Origin of the sequence: Merdimmobilis hominis, from assembly GCF_900104615.1 — a bacterium.
Taxonomy (GTDB): domain Bacteria; phylum Bacillota; class Clostridia; order Oscillospirales; family Ruminococcaceae; genus Merdimmobilis; species Merdimmobilis hominis.
The window spans coordinates 1007542-1032703 of record NZ_LT629939.1 but is presented as its reverse complement, the minus strand read 5'-3'; the positions used below and the strand labels follow the sequence as shown (position 1 = coordinate 1032703).

The following is a 25162-nucleotide window of genomic DNA, read 5'->3' as shown; positions in this document are numbered from 1 at the left end:
GGAAATAGGTACAGAAGGTGCCGATCATCGGTATGTTGTTGTCCTTGACTTTCTTGGCGCTAATGAAGGAGTTGCGCCGTGCCTCGGCGAATTCTTCAAAGATTTCGGGCAGCTCTTTTTTTAGTTCCATCTTGTATCCCATCCATTCTATCGTAATTCCATGAAAAACCGCCCCCAAAAGGCGGTTTTCGGCATAAGCCAACAAGATTAGTTTACGGTTGGGGAGTGGGAAAAAGCAAATAAAAAATATCTATTCTGCGGGCCGAGCCATCGCCTTTTTCAATAAGAAAAAAGAGCGGCGGGATACTAGGCAGGGTGTGGGTGGTTTCGACATGGGAAGGCAGGTATAATAATCGCTGATGAATGAAGGGAACGGTCAAGAATTTGTAAATATTACTAAATTTTATGGAATTTTTCTCTATATTTTCTGTATGTTTGCATGGGTGTTTCTTGAAAAAATAGGAAAAAGCTGGTATGATTAAAAAAAGAGGAAAAGGAGGTGCCGCGATGGCTCCAAGGAGCAAAAAAGAACGGCAGGCTCTTTCAGATTTTCACGGGGGAAGCAACTGCCGCGCCTGGGAGTATCTGGGCGCCCACCCCGCCCGCCGGGGAAGGGGAAAGGGGGCGATGTTCCGGGTGTGGGCCCCCCATGCTCAACAGGTTTCGGTGGTGGGGGATTTCAACAGCTGGGATTCCCACAAGCACCCCTTGTCCCCAGTGGGGGAAGGGGGCGTTTGGGAAGGGTATGTCTCCGGCGTAGAGCCCTTTGCCTTATATAAATACGCCATCACTGCCGCTGACGGGCGGGAGTTTTTGAAGGCGGACCCCTACGCCTTCCACAGCGAGACCGCGCCTGGCACCGCTTCCCGGTTCTACGACCTGGAGGGGTATGCCTGGAAGGATGAGAAGTGGCTGGCCGCACGGCGGGAAAAGGATCATCTCCACAGCCCCCTCAACATCTATGAGGTGCATTTGGGCTCCTGGCGGCGCTACCCCGACGGGGAGCCCTTTGATTACGAAAAGCTGGCCCAGGAGCTGATCCCCTACGCCAAGGGGATGGGGTACACCCACTTGGAACTGATGCCGGTGACCGAGTACCCCTATGACGGCTCCTGGGGGTACCAGGTGACTGGATATTTTGCCCCCACCTCCCGCTATGGCACCCCGGCGCAGTTTAAAGCCTTTGTGGATAAATGCCATCAGGCTGGGCTGGGGGTGATTCTGGATTGGGTTCCCGCCCACTTCCCCAAAGACGGCTGCGGCCTCTATGAATTCGACGGGGAGTGCTGCTATGAATACAGGCACCCCCAAAAGCAGGAGCACGCTGGCTGGGGGACCCGGGTGTTTGACTACGGCCGCAGGGAGGTGGTAAGCTTCCTCATCTCCTCGGCGATGTTCTGGGTGGAGGAGTACCACGTGGATGGCCTGCGGGTGGATGCGGTGGCGTCGATGCTCTATCTGGACTATGGCCGGCAGGAGTGGACCCCCAACATCCACGGAGGCCGGGAAAACCTGGAGGCGGTGGCCCTTCTGCGGGGGATGAACACCGCGGTGCTCTCCGCCCATCCGGATGTCCTCACCATCGCCGAGGAATCCACCACCTGGCCGCTGGTCACCAAGCCGCCCTACGACGGGGGCCTTGGCTTCACCCTCAAGTGGAATATGGGGTGGATGAACGACATCCTCTCCTACCTTTCCACCGACCCTTTGTTCCGGGCCGGGTGCCACGACAAGCTGACCTTCAGCCTGATGTACGCCTTCAGTGAAAACTACATATTGCCTATCTCCCATGACGAGGTGGTCCATGGAAAGGGCTCCCTCATCGGCCGGATGCCGGGGGCATACGATCAAAAATTCGCCGGGGTGCGGGCTTTTCTCGGGTATATGATGGCTCACCCAGGCAAAAAGCTCCTGTTTATGGGCAGCGAGTTCGGCCAGTTCATCGAGTGGGATTATAAAAAGGAATTGGATTGGCTCCTGCTCTCCTACCCGCGCCACCAGGAATTGCAGCGGTATGTGCGGGACCTGAACCGGTTCTATCAAAAGAATGCCGCCCTCTGGCAGGTGGATGACAGCTGGGAGGGGTTCCAGTGGATCGCCAATGACGATAACGCCCAGAACATCATCGTCTTCCGGCGCATCGACCGAAAGGGGAAGGAACTGATCTGCCTGTGCAACTTTGCCCCGGTTCTGCGGGAGAAGTACCGGATCGGTGTCCCAGATGCCAAGGGCTACCGGGTGGTGTTCCACTCCGACGAGTTCTTCTATGGAGGGACCGGCGTTGTCCATCCGCCCCTTTACCCTTGTGAGAAGGTCCCCATGCACGGGTTTGATCAATCAGTGGAGCTGACGATCCCGCCGATGTCCACCCTGTATCTGGCGGCGGAGAGCCCCCGCAAACCCCGCGCCGCCCGGCGGGCCCGCAAGCCGGACCGGGAGGAGAACCTGTAAGTTCGCCACAATCCGGCAAAGGAGAACAACCGGCTGCCTGGATTTGTTTTATGTATATCCCAATATCGCTCGGGGAGGTTTCAACATGTTTCGCAAAAAAGAATGGATCGCCATGCTGCTGGCCGGAGGGCAAGGAAGCCGCCTCTACGCCCTGACCCGGAACCTGGCCAAGCCGGCGGTTCCTTTTGGCGGCAAATACCGCATCATTGATTTTCCCCTGTCCAACTGCGTCAACTCTGGCATCGATACGGTGGGGGTGCTGACCCAGTACCAGCCCCTGGTGCTCAATGATTATCTGGGCAACGGGGAGCCCTGGGACCTGGACCGGAGCAACGGGGGGGTACATGTGCTGCCCCCTTATCAAAAGAGCTCTGGGTCGGATTGGTACCGGGGTACAGCCAACGCCATTTACCAGAATATCAACTTCATCGACCGGTACCAGCCGGAATATGTGGCCATCCTCTCGGGCGACCACATCTATAAGATGGATTACTCCAAAATGCTGCGGGTCCACAAGGAGAAAGGGGCTGACTGCACCATAGCAGTGCTGGACGTCCCCTTGGAGGAGGCCAGCCGCTTCGGCATTATGAGCGCTGACGAGGAGGGCACCATCTACGATTTTGAAGAGAAGCCCAAAGAGCCCAAGAGCACCCTGGCCTCCATGGGGGTCTACATCTTCTCCTGGGAGTGCCTGCGCCGTTACCTGACCGAGGACGAGGCCGACCCCAAATCCAGCAATGACTTTGGGAAGAACATCATCCCCAAGATGCTGGCCGCTGGCCAGAAGATGGTGGCCTACCCCTTTGATGGGTACTGGAAGGACGTCGGCACCATCGACAGCCTGTGGGAGGCCAATATGGACCTACTGAACCCCAACGTGCCCCTGGTGCTGGGCGATGCCGATTGGAAAATCTACTCCCGCAACCCGGTGATGACCCCCCACTTTGTCCATCCGGGGGCCACCGTGCAGAATTCGATGATCACCGAGGGCTGCGAAGTGGCGGGCGTCATCGACTTCTCGGTGCTGTTTGCTGGGGTCACGGTGCAGCAAGGGGCGATCGTCCGGGATTCCATCGTCATGCCCGGCGCAGTGATTGAAGAAGGCGCAGTGGTGGAATACGCCATCATCGGGGAGAACGCCGTCATCGGCAAGGGGGCCCGGGTGGGCGTCCGGCCAGAAAACATCATCGACAAAGACCAGTGGGGCATTGCGGTCATCGCGGAAGGGGTCCATGTGGGTGCCGGCGCAGTGGTCGCCGCCAAAGCAATGGTCGACCAGGACATCGCAGGGGAGGAATGCTAAGATGAGAGAGAATGCAACCCTGGGAATCATCTTCTCCAATGTGCACGATGAACAGCTGGGCGTGCTGACCGAAAAGCGCACCACCGGCTCGGTCCCCTTTGGCGGGCGGTACCGGCTCATCGACTTCACCTTATCCAACATGGTAAACTCCGGGGTGGAGGATGTTGGCATCATCGCCAAGAGCAACTACCAGTCCCTGATGGACCATGTGGGCAACGGCAAGGACTGGGATTTGGCCCGCAAACGGGGCGGCCTGCGGATTCTCCCCCCCTTTGGCCACGCCAACTCCGGCATCTACCGGGGACGGCTGGAGGCGTTGTTCGGCGCCATGAGCTTTATCCGCCACTCCCTGTCGGAATATGTGATCATCGCGGACGGCAGCCTCATCGCCAACATGGATTATGAAAAGATACTGGCCTATCATGAGGAGACCGGGGCGGACATCACTGTGGTTTATCAAAAGGAGACTTTGAATGGGGAAATTGTCCCCGACACCGCCCTCCTCGATCTGGATGAAAGCGGGCGGGTCACTGGAGTGCGGCTGGGCAACCAGTTCCATGGGGAGCAGAATTCCTACCTGGATGTCTGCGTCATGAAGAAAAACCTGTTGGAGCGGCTGGTCAGCGATCTTTCCAGCCGGAACCTGTACTCCTTCTCCCGGGACCTGCTCCAGGGCAGCGTAGGCACCCTGCATATCCAGGGGTATGAGTTCACCGGGTTTGCCCGCAAGGTGTGCAGCCTGAAAAGTTTCTATGCCTCCAATATGGAGCTGCTGAGCCAGGATGTCCGCAAGGCCCTCTTTTTAAAGGAGCGCCCTATCTACACCAAAGTGCGGGACGAACCCCCTGCCCGGTATGGGCTTTCCGCCTCTGCCAGCAACAGCTTTGTGGCTGACGGTGCGGTTATAGAAGGAAGGGTGGAAAACTCCATCATCTTCCGGGGGGTGAAGATCGGCAAGGATGCGGTGGTGAAAAACTCCATCATCATGCAGGGCAGCACCATCGGCGAAGGGGCCAATCTGGATTATGTCATCACTGACAAAAATGTGCTGATTAAAGACAGCCGGATTTTGATGGGCTTTGCCACCTATCCGGTGTTCATCGCCAAGGGAAGCATTGTGTAAGGGGGCCTTGTTATGAAGATTTTGTATATTGCCAGCGAGGCCCGGCCTTTTGTGGCAACCGGCGGCCTGGCGGATGTAGCGGGCTCCCTGCCCCCCGCCCTCTGCCGCGCCGGGGTAGACTGCCGGGTGGTACTCCCCCTGTACCAGCAGGTGGGGGAAGGCTTTCGCAGAAAGATGCGGCGCATCGCCGAATTTCAGGTACCCCTGGCCTGGCGCAGCCAGTACTGTGGGGTATACGAGTGCCAGCTGGATGGGGTGACCTACTACCTGCTGGACAACGAGTATTATTTTAAGCGGGATTCTGTCTATGGGGATTTCGACGATGGGGAGCGGTTCGCCTTTTTCTCCAAAGCGGCGCTGGAAATGCTTTGCCACATCGACTTTACCCCGGACATCCTTCACTGCAACGATTGGCAGTCCGCCATGGTTATCCTGAACCGGAAGCTCTTTTACCAAGGGGTGGAAAAGCTGCGGGAGGTCAAGACGGTGTTCACCATCCACAATATCCAGTACCAAGGGCAGTATGGCATGGGGTTTGCCGGCGATGTGCTGGGCGTCCCCCGGGAATGCCAGGTCCTTTTGGAATACGATGGCTGCGTCAACCTGATGAAATCCGCCATTGAGCAGTGCGATGCTCTCACCACCGTCAGCCCCACCTATGCCCATGAGATCCAGGACCCTTGGTATGCCCATGGCTTGGACCCCCTCATCCGGGAGAATAACTACAAGCTAACTGGCATCTTAAACGGCATTGACAACCGGGCCTATGATCCAAGCGCCGACCCGGATATCCCGGTCCACTATGGGGCCGAAGACGCCATAGCTGGCAAGCGGGCCTGCAAAGAGGCGCTCCAGCGGGAGATGGGCCTCACCGTGGACCCGGACCGGATGCTGGTGGGCATGGTGACCCGCTTGGTGGCCCACAAGGGCCTTGACCTGGTGAAGCGGGTTTTGGGAGACTTGGTCAACCAAGGGGTATCGGTGGCCATCTTGGGTTCCGGGGATGAGGAATACCAGCGTTTCTTCGGGAAGATGCAGCAGCGCTACCCTGGCCGGGTGGCCTTTTACTGTGGGTTTGTCCCCGCCCTCTCCCGCCGGATTTACGCGGGGGCGGACGTGTTCCTGATGCCCTCCCAAAGCGAGCCATGCGGCCTGGCCCAGATGCAGTGCCTGCGGTACGGCACCCTGCCCATCGTCCGGGAGACCGGCGGCCTCAAGGACTCTATCACCGATCTAGGGGGCGGCTGGGGCAATGGGTACACCTTCCAGTCTTACAATGCCCACCACATGATGGACGCGGTGCTCCGCGCCCAGCGGGATTACCGGGATAAGAAAAAGTGGGAGGAACTGGTGCAGCGCGCCATGAAGGAGGATTTCAGCTGGGACCGCTCCGCAAAGGAGTACCTGCGGTTGTATGAACGGCTGCTGGAAAGGAATTTGAAAGGCTGAAAAATAAGGGAGGATAAATCTGTGGATGCACCCAACTATATCTGTTATTGTGACAAGGTCACCGAAGAGGACATCCGGGAGGCAATCCGCGGCGGCGCATCGACTGTCGCCGAGGTGATCCGGGTAACCGGGGCTATGCGTCACTGCGACTGCAAGGTGAAAAATCCCAAGGGGACGTGATGTTCCGCAGACATCAAAGCGGCTTTTGACCGGTATTACCGGGCAGAGAAATAGTCTAGCTTTGACTGGGTGGCCGGGCGCCGCCCGTCTGTTTGCAGTCTGGATAAAAAACTGTTGCCCATAGAGGACAGTAAAAGGGCCGCCCCGAAGGGGCGGCCCTTTTGTATGTTGTTTTACTGCTGAATGGGGGAGAAACCTACGGCGCTGACATCCCACACCCCATCATCTTGAGGCGATTGGGCGTAGCAGTCCAGGTAGAAATACATGTTGTGCTGCTGCAAAGGGAGGATGGCAGTTGCACCGAACATCTCATTCCCTTCCTCCAAGAAAAAATCTTCCACCGAATCCACAATGGGATACGCCTCCCCCTCGGGGAAGGGCTCAAACCGGGGTTCCAGCGGATCGTTGACCACCTGGCCGGCCTGATACTGGGCAATTTTCTCCTGGATGGCGGCCAGGATTTTCTCTTTCTCCGCCTGGGCGCGCTGCAAGGCGGGCGAAGCCTCCTGGGATGAGGACTCCACCGGTGCGAAAGATAAGACGTCATCCGCTGGCGGAGCGCTGAAAGAAGGGGGATTCTGGCTGCACCCGGCCACAATCAGGCAAAGGGGCAGCAACAGCGCGAAGAAAGCTTTCATGGGGGAATGTTCCTTTCCCGGAATGGGATTATAGAACCAGGGCGTTGTAGCCCTTGGCCAGGGTGGAGATAGTCTCCTCATCCAAGTCGCACAGGCTGTCGATAATGGCCCGGCCGTTGTAGTAGATGAGGGCGGTTTCCAGCGCCTCCACATTATCGGCCACCAAAGAAACCGGCAGCCGCATCATGTCTGCGTTGAGGCCGAATTGGTAGGCGTCGTCCAGGCTTCCAATGTGGATCTGCAGGATTTCGCACCCGGAGTCCTCGGCGGAGATCACCTGGTCGGCCATGTCCACCGAGCACTCCAGCAGGTCGGAATAAGCCATGTCTTCCCGCAGGAAAAAGGTTTGATCGGCACAGGCGGCCAAGGTTTCTTCTTCTGCTGGGGGGAGGGAAAAGGCTTGGGCGAAGAGGCTGGTGAGCGGAAGAAGGGCCTCTTTCCCCATTCCGGCGGCAGTGTAGAGCCGGGACACCCCCCGGGACAACAATTCCCGGGTCAGCCGTGCCAACTCTTCGGGCGCGAGAAGGGGGAGGCATACGGCCAGGGGAATCCTGGCATGAGGGATGAGATGCTCCACCAAATCCAACAGGTCTTCTTCCCCGCCGGTGAAGGCAAGGCCAAAAGACTGAATTCCCAACCCCTGGAGGGTGACTAGGGAAGCCAATACATCGGCGTTCTGGGGGCTTTCCCCGTCCGCGTCCACCGCCATGGTCAGGTGGATGGGCAGGCCGGTCTGCCGGGCGCCTAACACCGCTGCCCGCGCTTCCCCAAGGGAGAGGGCGCCCTCCACCCAAAGGGCGGAAACCCCGGCCTCCAATAGTTCAAAGGCCCGGTGGGCATAGATGTTGACCAGCTCCAGGAAGGGCAGTTCCCCATATGGCTCCCAGTCCAGGCCGGTGGGGGAAAGTACCCCCATCACCGGGGCCTTTCCCTGTTGCACACAGAAGCGCACCAAGGAGAGATCACTGCCTGAGGCAGCCCATTGGTCAGGGGCGGCGGCATAAGCCGCACCGGCCGCAAGGGAGGGTTCCAGTTCCTGCCAAAATGTTTCCGGGGCCCTTTTGGGGGACGGATTGCTGGAAAACAAACACGGTCGGGGGGTGCTATCCATAGAATTGGCTCCTTTTCCGGGCAAAATGGCCCTTATCATCCGAATAGATTACATGGATTCCGGCGCGCTGATCTTCAGAAGCGCCAGCACGTTTTTCAAGGTGGTGCGCACTGCCAGGCAGAGGCTCAGACGGGCCTGCATCAGCGCTTCATCCTCCCCTTTGACCCGGCAGGCGTTGTAAAACTTGTGGAACAGGGTCGCCACATCAATGACAAAGTGGGTCAGCCGGGCGGGATCGTAGTTTTTGGCTGCGGAGATGATCTCGTTGGGGAGCTGAGCTACCCGACGGATCAAAGCGGTCTCCTCAGGGGTGGTGAGGAGGGCCAGTTCCTCTTTGGTGACAGAGCGGGGACTGATCCCCTCGGCAGCCAGGTTTTTCAAAATGGAACAGATGCGGGCGTGGGCGTACTGGACATAGTACACCGGGTTCTGGGAGGTCTCCTGTACCGCCAGGTCCAGATCAAAATCCAGGGTGGAGTTGGGTTCCCGCATATTGAAGAAGAAGCGGGCGGCCTCCACCGGCACATCCTCCAGCAGATCGGTCAGGGTGATGGCCTTGCCGGTGCGCTTGCTCATCTTGACCACTTCGCCGTTTTTGGTCAGCCGGACCAGCTGCATCAGCACGATGTCCAGCTTGGAGCCATCCAGGCCGATGGCGTCCATAGCCCCCTTGAGGCGGGCCACATGGCCGTGGTGGTCAGCTCCCCAGATGTTGATGACCCGGTCAAACCCGCGGACGGCAAACTTGTTGTAATGATAGGCGATATCCGCTGCAAAATAGGTGGGGAAACCGTTGGCCCGGACTAGGACCTCATCCTTCTCCCCGCCGAATTCGGTGGCTTTGTACCAGATGGCCCCGTCCTTTTCATAGGTCAGGCCCTTGGAGGCCAGCAGGTCCACCGCCGCCTGGACTGCGCCAGACGCGTGAAGGGTGGATTCTTTAAACCACACATCATAATAGATGTGGTATTTTTCCAGGTCGGATTTCAACTTGTCCACATTGCGGGGCAGGGCGTAATCGATGAGGGCCTGCTGCCGCTCCTCGCTGGAGACTTCCAGCAGGTTGTCGCCGTGGAGGTCGGCATACTCCTTAGCACGCTCCTTGATATCGTCGCCGTGGTAGCCGTCCTCGGGGAACTCCACCGCGTCCTCCCCTTTGTAAAGCTGGAGGTACCGGGCTTCCAGGGATTTGCCAAACTTGGCGATCTGGTTGCCTGCGTCGTTGACATAGAATTCCCGGCAGACCTCATAGCCTGCAAAATCCAAAGCGGAGGCCAGGCAGTCGCCGATGGCGCCGCCCCGGGCGTTGCCCATGTGCATGGGGCCGGTAGGGTTGGCGGAGACAAACTCCACCATCACCTTTTCCCCTTTGCCGAAGTCGGAACGGCCGTAGCTGTCCCCATCGGCCAAGACGCCTGCGACAGCGTCTGCAAACCAGCCTTTGCCCAGGAAGAAGTTGATGAAACCGGGGCCGGCGATCTCGCACCGCTCAAAATAGGTGCCTTCGAAGGAGATGTTCCCAGCCACTGCTTCCGCAATTTTGCGGGGCGGCAGGCGGAAGGCCCGGGCGGAGACCATGGCCGCGTTGACAGCGAAGTCCCCGTGGTTTGGATCGGCGGGGATCTCCACGGCGTAGGCGGGAAGCTCCCCCTGGGGAAGGGCCCCTTTTTCCATAGCGGCGGCAAAGGCGCCTTCCACCATGGTTTTAATCTGTGTTTCTGCGCTTTGTACCAAGTTGGTCATCTATTTTGCACACTCCTTGACGTTAATGGATACTTCATGTTCGGAAGCGACGGCGGTTTCTATGTCCATGCTGTAGCGGAACTTCAGGTCGCCGCCCCCATCGGTGAGGGTGGAGGCCACTCCTTCGCCGGAAATGCCGATCATCATGGGGCCGAGGCCCACGTCGTAGCAGCACTGGTGGCGGACACCGTCCTCCACGATCAGCTGGGAGCGGTTGGGGCCGGAGCGGAGCATGGTGACCCGGGAGCCGTCCCCATCCACCTTGACGGTGGTGTAGGCGCCTTTGTACCCGGTGGCCTCCGACTCCTCATAGCGGATAAAATAATCGCCGTTCCGGCGGTAATAGCTGCCGGTGGTGGTCAGCTCCACCGAGTCTTCCTCCCCAGCGACAAACTGCCGGCCAATAATTTTAATCATCACATCTTTTTTCAACGTGTTTTCCCCCTTGCACCCGCCTAGGGGAGGGCGCAGTTTTGATGGTAAGCGCCCGAAACCGGGCGTCGGGGTTATTTTCCCAGCACCTGCACCCGCAGGTCGGCGGATATGCTGCGGCCCAGGAATTTCTGGGCGGTTTCACAGAAGGCCTCCGGCTCGCTGGAGACAAAGAACCGGGTCTTTCCCTTGCGGGAGGAATCGCCCAGCATGTCCCTCTCCGTCAGGAAGCTCTGCACATATTGGGCGGCGGCACCGGCGGCATCCACCAGAGTGACCTTGGATTCCATCACCCGGTCCACCTGGTTGTACAGGAGGGAGAAGTGGGTGCAGCCCAGGATGAGGGTGTCCACATTCTCCTTTTTGATGGAGGAGAGGTACATCTCCAGGGTGAGGCGGACAATCTCGTTGTCCTCTTCCAAAAGGCCCTCCTCTACCATGGGGACCAAGAGGGGGCAGGCTTTGCCGAACAGCTTGGTCTCCGGCCGGATGGAGCGGATGGCCTTGCCAAAAAGTCCGCTGCGCACCGTGGCAGTGGTGCCGATGAGTCCGATGCGGCCGTTGGAGGTGGTTGCCGCTGCCACCTGGGCGGCGGGGAGCATCACTCCGGTATAGGGGACTGGAAGGGCTTTGACCACCGAATCGGGCAGGTTGGAACTGATGGTGCCACAGGCGGCCACCAGCATTTTGACGTCTTTCTCCAGAAGGAAGGCGATGATCTCCTTGGAATAACCGATGATGGTCTCCCGGCTGCGGGTGCCATAGGGCATCCGGCCGGTGTCGCCGAAGTAGACGATATCCTCCCCGGGGAGCAGTTTTTCCAGGCGGCGGACCGCCGAAAGGCCGCCCACACCGGAGTCAAACACGCCAATGGGTCGATTGTCCATGGGGTTCTCCTTTCCGCGGCTGTTACTGCCCGATGGCAAGCCGGATCAAAGTTTCGATCAATTGGTCATAGGGCAGTCCGGCGGCGATCCACAGCTTGGGATACATGCTGATGGAGGTAAAGCCGGGGATGGTGTTGGGTTCGTTTAGGACGATGGTGCCATCCTTTTGGATGAAGAAATCCACCCGCGTCATTCCCATGCACCCCAAAACTTTGTATGCCTTGAGGGCGATGGCCTTGATTCGGCCGGCGGTCTCATCGCTGATGCGGGCAGGGATATACAGGTCGGTGGAATCGTCTTTGTATTTGGCGTCGTAGTCGTAAAACTCCACTTTCGGGACAATCTCCCCTACCAGGGCGGCTTTGGGGTCCTGGTTGCCCAGGACGGCGGTCTCCACCTCCTGGCCTATAATGCACTCCTCCACGATGGCTTTGCTGTCCACCTGAAGAGCGGTTTCCAGCCCCTTGCGGAGGCTCTCTTTATCGGTGACTTTGCTCACCCCTACCGAGGAACCGGCGTTGGCGGGCTTGATGAACATGGGGTAGTGGAGCTTCTCCCGGAGCATGGCCTCGGTGGCGTCGAAGTCGGTGAGCTCCCACTGTTTTATAGCGTGCCATTTGGCGGTGCGGATGCCGTTGTAATCCAAAATGGTATGGGTCATCTCTTTGTCCATGCAGACGGCGCTGGCACAGACATTGCAGCCCACATAGGGGATGCTGGCCAGTTCCAACAGGCCCTGGATGGTGCCGTCCTCCCCGTTTTTGCCGTGGAGGACCGGGAACACCACGTCCACCGGGACAACGGTGGCATTCCCATCCCGGATTTCCACAATGCCGTGGACAGAACGGTCGGGGGAGAGGAAGGCCTGGGTGACGTATTGGGGCTGCTGCCACTCATTTTTGGCGATCCGATCCACAGGGCCGGTATAGCGGAGCCAGCGGCCTTCTTTGGTGATGCCCAGCATAATGACGTCAAACGTTTCATGGGAAATGTTGCGCAGCACCGAGGTTGCGGACTCCAGGGAGACCTCATATTCTGTGCTGGCGCCGCCGAACACGACGGCAACGGTAATCTTTTTCATGGTGAATTCCTCACTCCTATGTATTCCGGCAGGGCCGGGCAGATAACATGTCAATTCTGGTAAGATTTGGGGGATGGCGCCATGCTACAAAAATACAATTCTATTCTATCACACCAAGGAAAAGGCCGCAATTGGAACATCCTTCGGTTTTGCCTGGGGATATCCTTATTAATATATACATTTTTTTGAAAATTAGAAGTTTGTCCAAAATTCATCTTGACTCTTTGACGTATCCGTGATATACTTGGTACACCTCTAAAAGGGTTATTTTTTTATGTCCAAAATACGCAGCGTTCCTTTACGAGGGAGGCAAAACAAATCCGTCAACCAGGAGGTGCCGAAACATGAGGGTTAAAATTACATTAGCTTGTACCGAGTGCAAACAGCGTAATTACAACACAATGAAAAACAAGAAGAACGATCCCGACAGGCTGGAGATGAACAAATACTGCAGATTCTGCCGGAAACACACTCTTCACAGAGAGACCAAGTAAAGGTGAAAGGCGGGGACAGGACAATGTCAGAAGAGAACAAAGGCAAATCCAGTCCTAAGCAGGGTATCACCGCAAGAATCAGCCGCTACTTCCGCGATATGAAGGGCGAGCTGAAAAAGGTTGTCTGGCCGGCGAAAAAACAGGTGATCAACAACACCATTGTTGTCATCGTCACTGTGGTCATCGCTTCCTTTTTTATTGGCGGGTTCGATATGATCCTGTCAGCCATCGTCAATCTGCTCTTTTAAGGTCGCTTTTTGCGTTTGAAATTGTATCACACAAGGAAAAATGACAAAGCGCGGAGGGGTAAAGATGTCTGATACTGCTAGATGGTACGTTGTCCACACCTATTCCGGCTATGAGAATAAAGTGGCGACAAGCATAGAGAATGCAGTGGAAAACCGGAAGCTGCATGATCTGATCTGTGAGGTCAAGGTTCCCACGGAAACTGTCACGGAAATTAAGGACAACAAAAAACGTGAAGTGGAACGCAAGATTTTCCCCGGTTATGTCCTTGTCAAGATGATTATGACCGATGATTCATGGTATGTTGTCCGCAACATCCGCGGCGTAACCGGCTTTGTCGGCCCCGGCTCCAAACCCGTCCCCCTTTCGGAGGAAGAGGTCCAGCGGCTGGGCGTGGAAGTCCGTCAGATTGAGATTGACTTCCAGGTAGGTGACTCGGTCAAGGTGATCGATGGTTATCTTGATGGCTTTATCGGCGCGGTGGATGCCATTGATGCAGAGAAAGGCACAGTGCGCGTGACCGTTTCGATGATGGGCAAAGAAGTTCCCGTTGAGCTTGAGCTGGACCAGGTTCAGGCTCTGGATTAGTCTTTTATGAGGTGATTGGCTTCTCGGCCAATCTTTGCCGCGGCCCAAACCCGGCTTCGGCAAACCAAAATGGGTCGCCAGTGCGACCTGTGGGAGGGATGGGCATACGGTCCGTTCCGACTTTAACCACTAACTATGGAGGTGCAAAACACAATGGCTCAAAAAGTAGTAGGTTTCATCAAACTACAGATTCCGGCCGGAAAGGCTACTCCCGCACCGCCCGTTGGTCCCGCTCTGGGCCAGCATGGCGTTAACATCATGGCGTTCACCAAAGAGTTCAATGAGCGCACCAAGAACGATGCGGGCTTGATCATCCCTGTTGTCATTACCGTTTATGCCGACCGTTCCTTTACCTTTGTCACCAAGACACCCCCTGCGGCGGTTCTCATCAAAAAAGCCATCGGCATTGAGACTGCTTCCGGCGTGCCCAACAAGACCAAGGTCGGTAAAATCACCAAGGAGCAGGTCCGCAAAATTGCTGAACAGAAAATGCCTGACCTCAATGCTGCTAGCGTAGAGACCGCTATGAGCATGATCTGCGGCACCGCACGCAGCATGGGCATTGAAGTAGTAGACTAGTGCTACCCGGGTGGGAGGAAAACTATCCGCTATACACCACTCATAAGGAGGATAATCAATGAAACACGGTAAAAAATATCAGGATAGCGCCAAGCTGTTTGACAGCTTGAAGCTTTACGATACCGCAGAGGCCATTGAACTCTGCACCAAAACTGCAAAAGCCAAATTTGATGAGACCGTTGAAGTCCACGTCCGCCTGGGCGTTGACTCCCGCCATGCTGACCAGCAGGTCCGCGGCGCTGTCGTGCTGCCCAACGGCACCGGCAAAAAGGTCCGTGTATTGGTGTTTGCCAAAGGCGACAACATTGCTGCCGCTCAGAACGCCGGCGCTGAGTACGTTGGCGGTGAGGATCTGATGCACAAGATCCAGAGCGAAGGCTGGATGGATTTCGATGTGGTCATCGCAACCCCTGACATGATGGGCGTTGTCGGCCGCCTCGGTAAAGTGCTCGGCCCCCGCGGCTTGATGCCCAACCCCAAGGCTGGTACCGTTACCCCCGATGTTGCCCGCGCTGTCACCGAGGCAAAAGCCGGTAAGATCGAGTACCGCCTGGACAAGACCAACATCATCCACTGCCCCATCGGCAAAGCTTCCTTCGGCTGTGAAAAGCTGCAGGAGAACTTTGACACTCTGATGAGCGCAATCGTCAAGGCAAAACCCGCTGCTGCAAAAGGCCAGTATGTGAAATCCTGCGTTGTTGCCACCACCATGGGCCCCGGCGTAAAGATTAATCCTGCGAGATTTGCAAACGCGTAAATCCATCTCTTTGTAACCATAAAAAAGCCGCTTTCAATACGAAAGCGGCTTTTTTGCGTTATCCCGAAATTGGGGCCGAGTTTGCCCACAAAAAAGAAAAGGCTGCCATGGACTGGCAGCCTGTAAGTGTGTACTATGTCCGTTTCATTGCGCATGAAATGAGGGCTTCCTTCATACCGTTAAAGGAAAGGCTATTCCTCGGTCAATTCCTTCAGACACTGGCGGCAGATGTTTTTGCCTTTAAAATTGACAATATCGTTTGCGCTGTTGCAGAAGATGCAAGCAGGCTCGTATTTGTTGAGAACAATCTGATTTCCATCTACAAAAATTTCCAGGGCGTCTTTTACATCAATTCCCAAGGTACGGCGCAGCTCAATGGGCAGGACAATGCGGCCCAATTCATCTACTCTTCTTACAATACCTGTTGATTTCATGAGATTTTACCAACCTTTCTATATTTTTTGTCCAAGAATAGGGGGGTTCTACGTTCCTCGACATCAAATCCTGTCGAATCATCCAACATAGGATACTATAACGTATTCTTACAAAATTGTCAAATACTTCTAGGTAAAAACTTCCTATATTTCCATGAAAAGGAGAAAAAGTCTATATTTTAACGAAAATTAAGACAAAAATATAGATAAATTATACATGTCGGTTTGATGACTATGGTAACAAATTTTAATTTTTTTGATAAAATAAGGGGAATTTTATGATGACAGTATTATTCACTGGAATGGTTGTTTTATCTGTCCTTTTTGGCTTGCTCACCGGCCGGATGGATGCGGTTTCCACCGCGGCTATCACCAGCTGTGGAAAAGGGGTGGAGCTGGTCCTCTCCCTGCTAGGGGCGATGTGCCTTTGGTCTGGGGTGATGGAGGTGGCCCGAAAAGCCGGCCTGACCGAACTCCTCTCCCGCCTGTTCTCCCCGGTGACCCGGCGGCTCTTTCGGGGAATCCGGCCCAAAGGCAAGGCGATGGAAGCCATCACAATGAACCTGGCTGCCAACCTGCTTGGGTTGGGCAACGCCGCAACCCCTTTAGGCATCACGGCCATGCAGGAAATGGCTAAGGAAGAGCGGTCCGGCAAGGTGGCCACCAACAATATGATTTTATTTGTGGTGCTCAACACCGCATCGCTGCAGGTGATCCCCACCAACCTGATCCTCCTTCGCACCCAAGCTGGATCCCAAAATCCAGCAGAGCTGATCCCAGCTGTTTGGCTGGCCTCCTTAGCCTCTATTTTAGTGGGGGTGACAGCGGCAAAACTCTTGGAAAGGATGGGCCGCCGATGATCCGCTTTACCGATTGCCTGATTCCCTTGGTTATTGGGGGAATCCTTTTGTTCGGTGCTTGCCGGGGAACCGATGTGTTTGCCAGCTTTTTGGATGGGGCGCGGTCCGGCTTGGCCACGGGTTTTTCCATCCTGCCCGCTCTAGTGGCCTTAACCACCTGTGTGGGGATGTTCAAAGCTTCTGGGGCGCTGGATCTTTTCTGCTGCGCCCTGGCTCCCCTTGGGAATCTCCTGGGACTGCCAAAGGAGGTCCTCCCCTTGGCGATGCTCCGGCCCATCTCGGGCAGCGGTGCCATGGTGATCTTCCAGGATATCCTCTCCTCGGTTGGGCCAGACAGTTTTGCCGGACGGGTGGCCGGGGTGATGCTGGGCTCCACCGAGACCACCTTTTATACCATCGCTGTTTATTTTGGCGCAGCGGGTATCCAGAAGAGCCGCCACACCCTGCCCAGCGCCCTCTCCGCAGATCTGACTGGGTTTGTGGTCAGCGCCCTTTTGGTCCGTCTCCTCTTTGGCGTAGCTTGACGCCGCCTTTATTTTTTGGGATACTATGGATAAGCGCAATCGAACATTACAAGGGAAAAAAGCGGCGCAAGCCGCTTTTTTCCAGTTTGGAGGGTTGTGAAATGACCAATGGTTTTCTAAGGACAAAGAGGTTGTTGTTCTGCCGCTGGGAGGCAGGGGATTTGCTGGAAGCGGAAGCGCTGTGGGGTGACCCCCTGGTCACCCGTTGGATTACCGCAACAGGCAGAATGACGGTGGAAGAGGTGGCCGACCGCCTCGCCCAAGAGGTGGAAAGGGACAAGCAGTTTGGGATCCAATACTGGCCTCTGCGGGAGCTCTCCACTGGGGAGCTGGCAGGCTGCTGCGGCCTGCGCCCTCACGGGGAAGGAGAACTGGAACTAGGGGTTCACCTCCGGCCAGCTTTTTGGGGCCGGGGCCTGGGGGAAGAGGCCTGCCGGGCCGCCCTTTGGTACGCTTTTGTAAAGTGGGACATCCCTTCGGTGTTTGCCGGGCATAATCCCCACAACACTGCCTCCCCAAAGCTGCTGGAAAAGCTGGGCTTTTCCCCCATCGGGGAGGAGTTTTACCCGCCCACCGGTTTATACCATCCGTCTTACCGGTTGCAAAGAGGGGATTTTTTCTGTCCGGAAATCCCTGTGTATTTGGATTGATCAAGGAGGTTTTATCCATGGCATTTACGTTGCCCCGCTATCAGGAACCCGATTTTTCTGCCCTGGGCTTTGCCCCAGACGCCCAGTTTATCCCGGCTCCCCGAGACGGTGCCGCCCCTGAGCAGTACCATGCCACCACCATCTTCCCCGAGTATTTCAAGGTGGGAGGCAGGTGGCTCCTAGCCAAAGAGAGCAGAATGGACTGCGTGGCCGTCTATGAGGATGGAGCCATCGCTGTCCGGGAGTTCCGGCGGCTGAAACAGGGGGATTTGGTGGCGGTGGGCCGAGCCGAGGACGGTTCTCAAGGAATCTACGTTCACACCGCTCCTTTTGCCCGACCGGGGGAGGCAGAGGCTGAGGCGTTCTCTTTCCGCCAAGGCCGTTCCCGGGAGACCGCTTACTCCAAGGACTACGACTCCCTCTATGAACTGCTGGAGCATGAGAAGGAGCATGGCTTTGTCACTTGGGTCCTGGGGCCGGCCTGCTCCTTTGACAAGGATTCCCGGGAGGCATTCTCCAAGCTGGTCGCCGGGGGATATGTCCATGCCCTGTTGGCGGGCAATGCCCTGGCAACCCACGACCTGGAAGCCGCCTATCTGGGCACCGCCCTGGGCCAGGATGTCTACACCCAGGAATCCCGGCCGGGTGGCCATTACAACCACATCGACACCATCAACCGGGTGCGGCAGTACGGCTCTATCCCCGCTTTTATAAAGGGGGAGGGGATTGACAACGGCATCCTGTATAGCTGCGTCAAACAGGGGGTCCCCTTTGTTTTGGCGGGTTCTATCCGAGACGACGGCCCCCTGCCAGAGGTCTACGCCGATGTCTATGAGGCCCAGAACGCCATGCGGGAACAGGTCAAGCGTTCCACCACCGTCATCAGCATGGCGACAGTGCTCCACTCCATTGCCACCGGCAACATGACTCCTGCCTACCGGGTGTTGGAAGATGGGTCGATCCGGCCGCTGTACTTCTACTGCGTGGATGTCTCGGAGTTTGCGGTCAACAAGCTGCGGGATCGGGGAAGTTTGGCGGTCAAGACCATGGTGACCAACGTCCAGGATTTTGTGGTCAATGTGGCCAAGGGCTTAAACCTGTAATGCTGTCGATGCATGAAAAACAAAAAAGGACCCGAAGGGACATCATGGCCCTTCGGGTCCTTTTTTTGTTTCCTACAAGATGCTGGTGACCAAAGCGGTCAGCGATTCGGCGGTCAATCCTTCGCTGCTGGTGAGGGAGTACCACATGCCGTCCCGCTGCCAGGAGGCGTGGAGGATGACATCTTCTTGGTCGCCCAGCACCGACACGGTGGAGGCGCCACAGGTGAGGCTGGATTCCCAGGGGAATTCCCCCGAGACCTCGCCAGGGGCTTCTTGCTCTGTAGAAGTGCGGTAGACCAGCTTGTCCTCCCCACAGGAGTAGGTCACCTGGGCGATGGTTTGGGCCACCAGGGCGTATTCCTCCACCTCATATCCGGTGGGCAGGGCCTGGGGGGTCTGCACCAGAAAATCAGCCGCGCCCTGAAGGGATTCCAAGGTGTCATATTGGATCACTGGATTGACCACCTGGACACCGGAGGAATTGGGGGAGGGCTCTGCCACCTGGGATCCAAAGGCCAGCAGCGCGGATGAGAGGAGTAGCACCACGGCGACAATCAACAATTTTTCACTGCGGAAATAGACTTCAAGGCCGGTGGGTTCTTTCATGTGGACAGCTCCTTTCCCCAATGGTTGGTAAGTCTTATGATACATAGAAAAAGTGACCAATTTTAGAAGATTTGCTCCCTTGCCGGAAAAATTCAGAAAAACGTAAGAATTGGCCCTCATTGAAAGGAGCGGGGAAGGCGGCCAGTTCTAGGCTGAATACCTGGCGAAAAGAATACCGCCCATTCCCCAGGAAAGGGGGATAGGCGGCAGATCGGAAGCTATTAGTCGGGCTGCGGGCCGAGATCGATGTAATCCTGGTCCACAATCCGCCCGGTGGGGGATTCCTGCCGGGGGATGAGATTGTCCCGCTCAATGAGATAGCGGGCGTAAATGGCCATGGAGGCGCCGGTGTAAGGGGCCACGTACAGGAGAGGGAGCACCAGGAGACACAGAAGGTACCACCCCAAAAAGGAGAGCTGGAATTGGGCCAGTTTGGAGAGCCTGCCCCGGGTGCCACGGACCGAGAGACGGATAACAGTGCCAACCCCCAAGTCTGGATCGGCACAGAGGAGATACCCGGCTAGGAAGTACCGGAAGGAACAGATCCACAGGGCGGCAAAGCCCAACAGAAGGAGGATGGAGCCCAAGGTGATCCCCGCGGCCGCCAGGGCATGGTCCGCAGCGGAGGCATCCGGCCGTGCGAGATAATCCCCAATGCCGGTAAACACCACCCCTGGCGACAAGCAGAGAACAGCCCAAAAGAACATGCGCACCGCGATGCCAAGCCGCAGGAAAAGGGATTTAAAAAAGAGACAGGGGGAGTCAAAGAAGAAGAAAAGGGAGGAAATTTCCCGGGGCTGGCCGCCGGTGAGCTGATACAGCCAATTGGTAACCCCCAGCTTAAGGGGAGTGAGAACCAGGAATCCCAACACGGCGAACACCCCGCTGATAATAACCGAGGGGATGGCCGCTGGGGGAAGATCCCGGCCCTCCAGCAGGCAGGCGAGAATTTCATAAAAGTCCGGAAGGCCAAAAAACACAGTGAACATGCTCTCCAGGATGGAGAAGAGCAGGGAGATGGCGCTGATCATCAGCACAACGGCGATGGCTCCGCCCCAGCGGTTCCCCAGGGCTTTTTTCGCGTTTTGTTTGGCCAAGGTGTTAAACTTCAAACCGATCACATCCTTATCAGCAGCACTTAGAATTCAATCCCCTTGCGGGGGAGAGGCCCATCGCCTCCAAGGGGGCTCGCTCCGAGGTGGGGCGGCGGCAGACCAACACCCTCATGCCCGCACCCCGGATGGCCTGGCCGATGGCGGCAGTGGTTTTGCTTTTGCCATCCCCAGCGTACGGGTGGACCAAATGGGGGCTATTCATCCCAGTCTTCCCCGCTGTCAAAGCCCATGATCCCGGAAAAATCCGCCAGTTCCGGCTCCACGGGGACATAGTTGTACACTTCGAATCCACCGTCCCGCATCCACATCTGAGGGGTCATCAAAACGGTGAACCCTTGGCCGTTGGGGGCCATCCAGTGGTTGTTATTCTGCCCGCGGGGCAGGGCGTATTCGCTCATCAGGGTCATGATCACCCCGCCGTGGGTGACAATGGCGGCGTTGGTGATCCCCTGATCCATCATGTCCCGGAAGATGGCGCCGATGGCCAGCTGCAGCCGGGCGGCAAATTCTTTGCTGCTCTCCCCGCCGGGCGGGGTGGACTTCATAGAGGATGCGATCCAATCCAGATAATCCGGGTCATCCTTGAGCTCCTCCATGGTCTTGCCTTCGAAGTCGCCGAAATTCCACTCCCGCAGATCCTCCACCACCGTCAGCATGGCGTTGGGGTAGAGGAAATCCGCCGTCTGGCGGCAGCGGAGCATAGGGCTGGAGTACACGGCCTCCACTTTGGGATATTCGTAGTGGGCCTTTAAGTCATCCAGTTGGCGGTAACCTTCGGGGCAGACGGGCAGGTCGGTGGAACCGATGTACTTTCCCTCCAAGTTGCCCTGGGTCATGCCGTGGCGGATAAAATGAACCTTGTATGTAATCATATGCTGCAACCTTTCTTTCTCCAGCGATAGAGTCTCACTGTCCCCCGGCCGCTGGAACGGGGGGCCAATCTATACAAATAGTAGTATAGTCCATCCGAAGGCGTTCAAACGCCGGTGGGAAAAAACAATGAAAACCGCAGAAAGTAGGGATCTAATCTTCCACTTTTCCACTTTTTTCGGTGGAAAATCCCCAATTTCCAGGAAGATCAGCCCAAGAAACCAGTGAAGATTGTGGGAGAATCGACAATTTTTGAATTTTTCTGCGAGTTCTTATTTACAAAATGGGACGAGTATACTATAATTTAATATACTTTGAGTGTATTTTTGCGGGGGTTATACATAATGAACACCGATTTTCCTAGAGTACTCACCCTCCTGCGCAAGGAGAGAAACATCAGTCAAAAGCAGGCAGCGGCCGAACTGGGCATCTCCCAGGCGCTGTTGTCCCATTATGAAAAGGGAATCCGGGAATGCGGCCTGGATTTTTTAATTCGCTGCGCCAACTTTTATGGGGTGTCCTGCGATTACCTGCTGGGGCGTTCGCCGGACCGGACCGGCACTACCTTGACGGTGGAGGATATCCCGGAGCCAGATGCCAGCGGCAAAGAGAATACCTTCCATCGCGGGGGCATCCTGCCGGTGCTCAACAAAAAGCTGATCGCCAATTCCCTGAACATCCTCTTTGACCTTTTGGGGAAGGCGGACAACAAAGCCCTCACCGGGGAGGTTTCCTCCTTCCTGATGCTGGCGGTGTACCGGATGTTCCGGGTGGTGTATTCCATCAACCCGAAAAACCAGCTGGGCCTCTTCACCGTGCCCGGCCAGGTGGCCCAGGGCTATGCCTCAGCGGCTATGCAGCTCTGTGAGGCCAATGCCTCGGCCATCGCCGGGGGGAATCCAGTGGAGAAGATGCCCCCGGTGGAACGGGTGGAGGATCTTGCCATCACCACCGAGATGCTCTCCCAGCACTACCCCTTGTTCGCCAGTTCCCTGCTCAATTTGATCCAGAATAGTGAAAACAAGATCAAAGGGTAGCAAAGGGCGGCACTTCTGGGAAAGATTCTTTGAATATTCTACCATTGAACTATGAAAAAAGTAAAGCGAAACCATGAAATTTTCGGGCGGCTCTCTTCCCATGGGAAAAGGGCCGCTGTTTTGCTGTTTTTCCCACTTCCCACAAGGGAAAAAAGGAAAGACAAAACATTGACAGCGAATCCCTGGCTGATATACTATAAATAGTATGGGTACCCATGCTTTTGGACTTCTGCCCCCTTTGCAGATAGAAAGGAGAGCCCCGTTATGAGTTTGTTGACCAATGAAACCATCAACCATATTTTAGACCGCCGGAGCATCCGCGCCTACAAACCGGAGGCCATCCCTGCCGACGTGGTAGAGACCTTGCTGACCGCAGCGGTGCATGCCCCCACCGCCCGCAACAGCCAGCCCTGGCAGTTTATCGTCGTCGACGACCGGGCCCAGCTGGATAAAATCGTGGGCCTTTCCCCCTATACCAAAATGATGGCCCAGGCGCCCTTGGCGATCTTGGTGGCCGGCATGCCGGAGAAGTGCCCCGGCTACTGGGTGGACGACTGCGGCGCCGCCACACAGAACATCCTGCTGGCCGCTAAGAGCTTGGGGCTGGGTTCCTGCTGGTGCGGCATCCACGGCACTCCAGACCGGTGCGCGGAATTCGGCCGGGTGTTCGGCCTGCCGGAAGGGGTAGTGGCCTATTCGGTCATTGCCCTGGGATACCCCAACGAGGAAAAGCCACGGGCGGAAGGCCGGCTGAAACCCGAGATCATCCACCACAACAACTGGTAACAAGGGCTTGGTGCCGGAACAGGCTTCCGGCACCCCTTTTTCTCCCAGTCTGTATGAGAAAGGAGGCGCTGCAATGAACAAATCCCTTTTGGCGGCGGTAGCCGCAGGGGCGATTCTGCTCCTGTCGGGCTGCTCCCCCATCCAGATGGATGTGGAAGAACTGATGTCCCCCCCAAAGTTGACCGCAGAACAGGCCGAGATCGACAGCGCCCTGAAACAGGCATTGGGGGAGAACGTCAAGCTGAAATATCCCAAGTCCGGGGATTTTCGCTCTGCCTTTGTCTTCCACGACATCGACGGGGACGGGGAAGAAGAGGCCATCGTCTTCTACCAGTTGGACAGCAGCACCACCTGGCTCACCGTCATGGACCGGACGGATGGTCAGTGGCGCTCCACCTACAGCTCCTCTGGGCTGGGGGATGACGTGGACTTCATCAGTTTTGCCAATGTCACTGACCCCCAACGGGAGGATATTGTCATTGGGTGGAGTGGCGAATCCCAGGGGGACAACAAGGTTTCCCTGTACACCTATGAAGATGGCCGTCTGCGCAGCATGTTCAAGGACAGCTACCAGCAGCTGGTGATCGTCCCCAGCGACGAGGAGGGGATGGACCAGCTGGTCCTTCTCACCTTGGGGGATTCCCAGAGCTCCACCGCCAAACTGGTTCGCAAGCGGGGCACCCGGGTGGCCCAGAGCAGCAAGGTGGATTTGAATGGCAAGGCCAGGGAGTTTGCCCAGATCGCCTATGGCAGCCTGCCGGACGGCACCAAAGCCCTGTTTGTGGATGAGATGGTCAGCGGCGGCCAGATGGCCACCGAAGTGCTGGCCATCCAAAATGGGGAACTGCGCAATTTGATGCAGGAGGATGAGGAGGAGACAAACTTCAGCGCCACCCGCCGGGATATTCAGGTGGAATGCATGGATGTGGATGGGGACGGCTATCTGGAAATCCCCACCGCTACCCTGATGCCTGGTTACCGGGAGCTTCAGGAGGGGGAGAGGCTTTACCAGGTCACCTTCTGCTCGATGGAAGATGGGGCCTTGGTGGAGAAGCAGACCGCGGCGGTCAACCTTTCCCAAGGGTATATGATCCGCTACCCCGACTCCTGGAATGGACGGGTGACGGTCATTGTCCAGCACGAGACCGGTGAGTGGATCTTTGTTGCCTATGATGGGTCTTTGGAAAATTCCCGGGAGGTGCTGCTGAAGATGCGGGTCTATTCCCAAAACGACTACCGGGACCCCTTTGATATGGAAAACTACCGATTGATAGATCGGAAAGGCATGTTTGAGTACTACGCCTACATTCCGCCGGAGAAGAACTCCCGCCTGGCCATCACCTATGACCAGTTGGAGCAGGAGCTCTTCCAGCGGCTATAGCATTTGGAAAGGAGATGACCCAGGGATGAGACGGATTCTTGTGGCAGAAGACGAGGATGCCATCCGGGACTTTATTGTGATCAACTTGAAGCGTTCCGGCTATGAGGTTTTTGACGCCCCCAACGGCAAAATTGCCTATGAGATGTTTGAGGAGAACCCCACCGGGTTTGATGTGGCCATCCTGGATATTATGATGCCGGAGATGGACGGTTTCACCCTATGTAAAAAAATCCGGGAGAAAAGCAGTTCCATCGGGATCATCATGCTGTCGGCCAAAACCCAGGAGATGGACAAGGTCAACGGCTTGATGCTGGGGGCGGATGACTATGTGACCAAGCCCTTTTCCCCTTCGGAGCTGGTGGCCCGGGTGGACGCCATACACCGGCGGGTGACCATGGCCAGCCAACAGCAGCAGACTTTTGAGATCACCTCCGGCCCTTTTGTCATCAACCAAAAGAGCCGGACGCTGACCAAAAACGGCAAGCTGATCGACCTGACCCAGGTGGAGTTCCAGATTATGGAATATCTTTTAAAAAACCCCAATGTGGCGCTGGAGCGGTCGGACATCCTCAGCCACGTTTGGGGGGAAAATTACTTTGGCGACATCAAGATTGTGGACGTCAACATCCGCCGGCTGCGGATGAAGATTGAAGAGGACCCCAGCAGCCCCCAGTACTTGACCACCGTTTGGGGCTTTGGGTACAAGTGGACGGTATAAGCAAAAGGCCATAAAA

The 25162-nt window shown here is 56.5% G+C and carries 29 protein-coding genes and 1 pseudogene; 18 read left to right on the top strand and 12 right to left on the bottom strand.

The annotated features are described in order from the left end of the window. Window positions 1-130: pseudogene (locus BQ5353_RS13285) on the bottom strand (double-cubane-cluster-containing anaerobic reductase); the annotation flags it as partial. Between the two features lie 377 nt (window positions 131-507). Between BQ5353_RS13285 and glgB the strand changes: the two are divergent. The 5 genes from glgB (at window position 508) to BQ5353_RS12530 (ending at window position 6506) form a co-directional block, all read left to right on the top strand. Beyond that, window positions 508-2451 carry a 1,4-alpha-glucan branching protein GlgB gene (gene glgB / locus BQ5353_RS05005; RefSeq protein ID WP_071427419.1) on the top strand — a complete coding sequence of 648 codons (1944 nt, stop codon included), beginning with the start codon at window positions 508-510 and terminating at the stop codon, window positions 2449-2451. Between the two features lie 85 nt (window positions 2452-2536). Next, window positions 2537-3754, top strand: coding sequence for a glucose-1-phosphate adenylyltransferase (locus BQ5353_RS05000; RefSeq protein WP_071427418.1), 1218 nt, complete (start codon window positions 2537-2539; stop codon window positions 3752-3754). 1 nt (window position 3755) lies between these two features. Next, window positions 3756-4877 carry a glucose-1-phosphate adenylyltransferase subunit GlgD gene (gene glgD, locus BQ5353_RS04995; RefSeq protein WP_054332008.1) on the top strand — a complete coding sequence of 374 codons (1122 nt, stop codon included), beginning with the start codon at window positions 3756-3758 and terminating at the stop codon, window positions 4875-4877. Between the two features lie 12 nt (window positions 4878-4889). Then, on the top strand, window positions 4890-6326 hold the full coding sequence (locus BQ5353_RS04990) for a glycogen synthase (protein WP_054332007.1): 1437 nt from the start codon (window positions 4890-4892) through the stop codon (window positions 6324-6326). A gap of 21 nt (window positions 6327-6347) precedes the next feature. Beyond that, the gene (locus tag BQ5353_RS12530; protein ID WP_204211281.1) at window positions 6348-6506 is read left to right on the top strand and encodes a (2Fe-2S)-binding protein; all 159 of its coding nucleotides are present in this window, start codon (window positions 6348-6350) and stop codon (window positions 6504-6506) included. A 173-nt stretch (window positions 6507-6679) separates the two neighbouring features. Here BQ5353_RS12530 and BQ5353_RS04985 read toward each other — a convergent pair whose 3' ends face one another. The 6 genes from BQ5353_RS04985 to BQ5353_RS04960 form a co-directional block, all read right to left on the bottom strand. Beyond that, the gene (locus BQ5353_RS04985; RefSeq protein ID WP_054332006.1) at window positions 6680-7144 is read right to left on the bottom strand and encodes a hypothetical protein; all 465 of its coding nucleotides are present in this window, start codon (window positions 7142-7144) and stop codon (window positions 6680-6682) included. 28 nt (window positions 7145-7172) lie between these two features. After that, the gene (locus BQ5353_RS04980) at window positions 7173-8084 is read right to left on the bottom strand and encodes a homocysteine S-methyltransferase family protein (protein ID WP_162273109.1); all 912 of its coding nucleotides are present in this window, start codon (window positions 8082-8084) and stop codon (window positions 7173-7175) included. Between the two features lie 219 nt (window positions 8085-8303). Continuing rightward, entirely contained in the window at window positions 8304-9998 is a 1695-nt protein-coding gene (gene argS / locus BQ5353_RS04975) for an arginine--tRNA ligase (protein ID WP_054332004.1), read from the bottom strand. Then, entirely contained in the window at window positions 9999-10430 is a 432-nt protein-coding gene (locus BQ5353_RS04970; RefSeq protein WP_054332003.1) for a YwiB family protein, read from the bottom strand. 74 nt (window positions 10431-10504) lie between these two features. After that, window positions 10505-11317 carry a glutamate racemase gene (murI, locus tag BQ5353_RS04965; RefSeq protein WP_071427416.1) on the bottom strand — a complete coding sequence of 271 codons (813 nt, stop codon included), beginning with the start codon at window positions 11315-11317 and terminating at the stop codon, window positions 10505-10507. 22 nt (window positions 11318-11339) lie between these two features. Continuing rightward, on the bottom strand, window positions 11340-12398 hold the full coding sequence (locus tag BQ5353_RS04960; RefSeq protein WP_071427415.1) for a D-alanine--D-alanine ligase family protein: 1059 nt from the start codon (window positions 12396-12398) through the stop codon (window positions 11340-11342). Between the two features lie 344 nt (window positions 12399-12742). Here BQ5353_RS04960 and rpmG point away from each other — a divergent pair, with 344 nt between their 5' ends. From rpmG to rplA, 5 genes are all read left to right on the top strand, one after another. After that, a complete protein-coding gene (gene rpmG / locus BQ5353_RS04955) occupies window positions 12743-12892 on the top strand; it encodes a 50S ribosomal protein L33 (protein ID WP_054332001.1) in 150 nt (49 codons plus the stop codon). Between the two features lie 23 nt (window positions 12893-12915). Further along, window positions 12916-13140: a preprotein translocase subunit SecE gene (secE, locus tag BQ5353_RS04950; RefSeq protein WP_054332000.1), complete on the top strand. Its 225-nt coding sequence runs from the start codon at window positions 12916-12918 to the stop codon at window positions 13138-13140. Window positions 13141-13204: 64 nt separating this feature from the next. Further along, window positions 13205-13726: a transcription termination/antitermination protein NusG gene (gene nusG / locus BQ5353_RS04945; protein WP_054331999.1), complete on the top strand. Its 522-nt coding sequence runs from the start codon at window positions 13205-13207 to the stop codon at window positions 13724-13726. A 153-nt stretch (window positions 13727-13879) separates the two neighbouring features. After that, complete coding sequence (gene rplK, locus BQ5353_RS04940; protein ID WP_054331998.1) at window positions 13880-14305, top strand: 50S ribosomal protein L11; 426 nt, start codon at window positions 13880-13882, stop codon at window positions 14303-14305. 58 nt (window positions 14306-14363) lie between these two features. Further along, on the top strand, window positions 14364-15062 hold the full coding sequence (rplA, locus tag BQ5353_RS04935; RefSeq protein ID WP_054331997.1) for a 50S ribosomal protein L1: 699 nt from the start codon (window positions 14364-14366) through the stop codon (window positions 15060-15062). A 191-nt stretch (window positions 15063-15253) separates the two neighbouring features. Here rplA and BQ5353_RS04930 read toward each other — a convergent pair whose 3' ends face one another. Continuing rightward, window positions 15254-15496 carry an AbrB/MazE/SpoVT family DNA-binding domain-containing protein gene (locus BQ5353_RS04930; protein ID WP_054331996.1) on the bottom strand — a complete coding sequence of 81 codons (243 nt, stop codon included), beginning with the start codon at window positions 15494-15496 and terminating at the stop codon, window positions 15254-15256. Between the two features lie 278 nt (window positions 15497-15774). Here BQ5353_RS04930 and BQ5353_RS04925 point away from each other — a divergent pair, with 278 nt between their 5' ends. The 4 genes from BQ5353_RS04925 (at window position 15775) to BQ5353_RS04910 (ending at window position 18633) form a co-directional block, all read left to right on the top strand. Beyond that, the gene (locus BQ5353_RS04925; protein ID WP_054331995.1) at window positions 15775-16356 is read left to right on the top strand and encodes a nucleoside recognition domain-containing protein; all 582 of its coding nucleotides are present in this window, start codon (window positions 15775-15777) and stop codon (window positions 16354-16356) included. Beyond that, window positions 16353-16880, top strand: a complete 528-nt coding sequence (locus BQ5353_RS04920; protein WP_054331994.1) for a spore maturation protein — start codon at window positions 16353-16355, stop codon at window positions 16878-16880. Before BQ5353_RS04925 ends, BQ5353_RS04920 begins: the two co-directional genes overlap by 4 nt. A 101-nt stretch (window positions 16881-16981) precedes the next feature. Then, window positions 16982-17530, top strand: a complete 549-nt coding sequence (locus BQ5353_RS04915) for a GNAT family N-acetyltransferase (RefSeq protein ID WP_054331993.1) — start codon at window positions 16982-16984, stop codon at window positions 17528-17530. Between the two features lie 17 nt (window positions 17531-17547). Then, window positions 17548-18633 carry a putative NPN-dependent ornithine cyclodeaminase gene (locus BQ5353_RS04910; protein ID WP_054331992.1) on the top strand — a complete coding sequence of 362 codons (1086 nt, stop codon included), beginning with the start codon at window positions 17548-17550 and terminating at the stop codon, window positions 18631-18633. Window positions 18634-18705: 72 nt separating this feature from the next. On the opposite strand, the gene BQ5353_RS04905 is transcribed toward BQ5353_RS04910, so the two are convergent. From BQ5353_RS04905 to BQ5353_RS04890, 4 genes are all read right to left on the bottom strand, one after another. Continuing rightward, window positions 18706-19239 (bottom strand): hypothetical protein, encoded by a 534-nt coding sequence (locus BQ5353_RS04905; protein WP_054331991.1) that lies wholly within the window; start codon window positions 19237-19239, stop codon window positions 18706-18708. A 221-nt stretch (window positions 19240-19460) separates the two neighbouring features. Continuing rightward, a complete protein-coding gene (locus tag BQ5353_RS04900; protein WP_054331990.1) occupies window positions 19461-20351 on the bottom strand; it encodes a DUF975 family protein in 891 nt (296 codons plus the stop codon). A gap of 16 nt (window positions 20352-20367) precedes the next feature. After that, window positions 20368-20556 (bottom strand): cob(I)yrinic acid a,c-diamide adenosyltransferase, encoded by a 189-nt coding sequence (locus tag BQ5353_RS13480; RefSeq protein ID WP_054331989.1) that lies wholly within the window; start codon window positions 20554-20556, stop codon window positions 20368-20370. Continuing rightward, complete coding sequence (locus tag BQ5353_RS04890; RefSeq protein ID WP_143117163.1) at window positions 20549-21226, bottom strand: histidine phosphatase family protein; 678 nt, start codon at window positions 21224-21226, stop codon at window positions 20549-20551. The genes BQ5353_RS13480 and BQ5353_RS04890 overlap by 8 nt, the downstream gene beginning before the upstream one ends. A gap of 342 nt (window positions 21227-21568) precedes the next feature. Between BQ5353_RS04890 and BQ5353_RS04885 the strand changes: the two genes are divergently transcribed. The 4 genes from BQ5353_RS04885 to BQ5353_RS04870 all read left to right on the top strand — a co-directional run bounded on the left by BQ5353_RS04885 (window position 21569) and on the right by BQ5353_RS04870 (window position 25146). Beyond that, on the top strand, window positions 21569-22261 hold the full coding sequence (locus BQ5353_RS04885) for a helix-turn-helix domain-containing protein (RefSeq protein ID WP_054331987.1): 693 nt from the start codon (window positions 21569-21571) through the stop codon (window positions 22259-22261). Between the two features lie 264 nt (window positions 22262-22525). After that, a complete protein-coding gene (locus BQ5353_RS04880) occupies window positions 22526-23047 on the top strand; it encodes a nitroreductase family protein (protein WP_054331986.1) in 522 nt (173 codons plus the stop codon). A gap of 73 nt (window positions 23048-23120) precedes the next feature. Next, window positions 23121-24428, top strand: a complete 1308-nt coding sequence (locus BQ5353_RS04875; protein ID WP_054331985.1) for a hypothetical protein — start codon at window positions 23121-23123, stop codon at window positions 24426-24428. Window positions 24429-24453: 25 nt separating this feature from the next. Beyond that, complete coding sequence (locus BQ5353_RS04870; protein WP_071427414.1) at window positions 24454-25146, top strand: response regulator transcription factor; 693 nt, start codon at window positions 24454-24456, stop codon at window positions 25144-25146. Window positions 25147-25162 lie beyond the last annotated feature (16 nt).

Bases quoted from the DNA above. Each gene is read 5' to 3' on its own strand.
- glgB (WP_071427419.1), top strand. From the start codon at position 508: ATGGCTCCAAGGAGCAAAAAAGAACGGCAGGCTCTTTCAGATTTTCAC.
- BQ5353_RS05000 (WP_071427418.1), top strand. From the start codon at position 2,537: ATGTTTCGCAAAAAAGAATGGATCGCCATGCTGCTGGCCGGAGGGCAA.
- glgD (WP_054332008.1), top strand. From the start codon at position 3,756: ATGAGAGAGAATGCAACCCTGGGAATCATCTTCTCCAATGTGCACGAT.
- BQ5353_RS04990 (WP_054332007.1), top strand. From the start codon at position 4,890: ATGAAGATTTTGTATATTGCCAGCGAGGCCCGGCCTTTTGTGGCAACC.
- BQ5353_RS04985 (WP_054332006.1), bottom strand. From the start codon at position 7,144: ATGAAAGCTTTCTTCGCGCTGTTGCTGCCCCTTTGCCTGATTGTGGCC.
- argS (WP_054332004.1), bottom strand. From the start codon at position 9,998: ATGACCAACTTGGTACAAAGCGCAGAAACACAGATTAAAACCATGGTG.
- murI (WP_071427416.1), bottom strand. From the start codon at position 11,317: ATGGACAATCGACCCATTGGCGTGTTTGACTCCGGTGTGGGCGGCCTT.
- BQ5353_RS04960 (WP_071427415.1), bottom strand. From the start codon at position 12,398: ATGAAAAAGATTACCGTTGCCGTCGTGTTCGGCGGCGCCAGCACAGAA.
- rpmG (WP_054332001.1), top strand. From the start codon at position 12,743: ATGAGGGTTAAAATTACATTAGCTTGTACCGAGTGCAAACAGCGTAAT.
- secE (WP_054332000.1), top strand. From the start codon at position 12,916: ATGTCAGAAGAGAACAAAGGCAAATCCAGTCCTAAGCAGGGTATCACC.
- nusG (WP_054331999.1), top strand. From the start codon at position 13,205: ATGTCTGATACTGCTAGATGGTACGTTGTCCACACCTATTCCGGCTAT.
- rplK (WP_054331998.1), top strand. From the start codon at position 13,880: ATGGCTCAAAAAGTAGTAGGTTTCATCAAACTACAGATTCCGGCCGGA.
- rplA (WP_054331997.1), top strand. From the start codon at position 14,364: ATGAAACACGGTAAAAAATATCAGGATAGCGCCAAGCTGTTTGACAGC.
- BQ5353_RS04930 (WP_054331996.1), bottom strand. From the start codon at position 15,496: ATGAAATCAACAGGTATTGTAAGAAGAGTAGATGAATTGGGCCGCATT.
- BQ5353_RS04925 (WP_054331995.1), top strand. From the start codon at position 15,775: ATGATGACAGTATTATTCACTGGAATGGTTGTTTTATCTGTCCTTTTT.
- BQ5353_RS04920 (WP_054331994.1), top strand. From the start codon at position 16,353: ATGATCCGCTTTACCGATTGCCTGATTCCCTTGGTTATTGGGGGAATC.
- BQ5353_RS04915 (WP_054331993.1), top strand. From the start codon at position 16,982: ATGACCAATGGTTTTCTAAGGACAAAGAGGTTGTTGTTCTGCCGCTGG.
- BQ5353_RS04910 (WP_054331992.1), top strand. From the start codon at position 17,548: ATGGCATTTACGTTGCCCCGCTATCAGGAACCCGATTTTTCTGCCCTG.
- BQ5353_RS04905 (WP_054331991.1), bottom strand. From the start codon at position 19,239: ATGAAAGAACCCACCGGCCTTGAAGTCTATTTCCGCAGTGAAAAATTG.
- BQ5353_RS13480 (WP_054331989.1), bottom strand. From the start codon at position 20,556: ATGAATAGCCCCCATTTGGTCCACCCGTACGCTGGGGATGGCAAAAGC.
- BQ5353_RS04890 (WP_143117163.1), bottom strand. From the start codon at position 21,226: ATGATTACATACAAGGTTCATTTTATCCGCCACGGCATGACCCAGGGC.
- BQ5353_RS04885 (WP_054331987.1), top strand. From the start codon at position 21,569: ATGAACACCGATTTTCCTAGAGTACTCACCCTCCTGCGCAAGGAGAGA.
- BQ5353_RS04880 (WP_054331986.1), top strand. From the start codon at position 22,526: ATGAGTTTGTTGACCAATGAAACCATCAACCATATTTTAGACCGCCGG.
- BQ5353_RS04875 (WP_054331985.1), top strand. From the start codon at position 23,121: ATGAACAAATCCCTTTTGGCGGCGGTAGCCGCAGGGGCGATTCTGCTC.
- BQ5353_RS04870 (WP_071427414.1), top strand. From the start codon at position 24,454: ATGAGACGGATTCTTGTGGCAGAAGACGAGGATGCCATCCGGGACTTT.